A 1,056-nucleotide genomic window follows, 5' to 3' on the forward strand; every position below is an offset into this window, starting at 1 on the left:
AAGGGCTTGAGGTCACATAAGTTTTGTCAGTCGCACGTGGCTGGTAAGCGCCTTGATTAAAGAAGTCATTGAGCACATCGTTTTCATTAGTCGCGACGATTAAACGCCCTATGGGTAGTCCCATTTCACGAGCAATATGACCTGCGCAAACATTACCAAAGTTCCCCGAAGGAATACTAAAGCTGACTTGTTCATCATTGCTATTCGTCACTGCAAAGTAAGCTTTAAAATAGTAGACAATCTGCGCCAAGATGCGACCCCAATTGATGGAGTTGACCGTGCCTAAGTTATAGGCGGCTTTAAATTCTGCATCTTGTTGTAATGCTTTAACAATATCTTGGCAATCATCAAACATACCGTCGATAGCGATATTATGAATATTATCATCCGTTAAGCTATACATTTGCGCGCGTTGAAATTCACTCATCTTGCCATGTGGTGACAGCATAAAGACTTCGATATTTTCTTTACCACGCAGTGCATATTCTGCCGCACTACCCGTGTCTCCGCTGGTTGCACCAATGATGGTAATGCGTGCGTCTTTTTGCTTAAGTACATACTCAAAAGCATTGCCCAAAAACTGCATTGCCACATCTTTGAACGCTAGCGTTGGACCGTTGGACAATCCTAAAGTATAGAGATTATCCTCAAGCTTACGTACTGGCGTAATCTCTGTACTGCCAAATACCTCAGTCGTATAAGTACGCTCTACAATATCTTTTAGATCAGCATAAGGAATATCGGTAGCAAAGCGCTGCATGATAGCTAACGCTAACTCTGGATAGCTAAGCGTGCGCCATTCATCAAGCGTCGCATTATCAATATTTGGATAGTGCTCAGGCAACATCAAGCCACCGTCTGGTGCCAGTCCCATCAATAGCACATCACTAAAATCCATCGGCGCTGTCTGACCACGGGTACTGATATATTTCATAGTGCATCCCTACTTAAAATGTCTAGAGTTAGTCTTTAGTACCTGAATCTCAATGTCTTATGAATCGCCACAGTCTAGTATTTTTAACCAAGCATTTTGCTTACGCAAAGGTTTATGCTTAG

The 1,056-nt window shown here is 42.6% G+C and carries 1 protein-coding gene; it reads right to left on the reverse strand.

Going from position 1 to position 1,056, the window contains the following annotated elements; translation table 11 throughout:
• Window positions 1-934, reverse strand: a 934-nt coding sequence (gene thrC / locus ACS8FD_RS16580) for a threonine synthase (RefSeq protein ID WP_439276649.1), incomplete at its 3' end; no start/stop codon positions are given.
• Window positions 935-1,056: the final 122 nt, after the last annotated feature.

Source organism: Psychrobacter sp. 1U2, assembly GCF_051847575.1.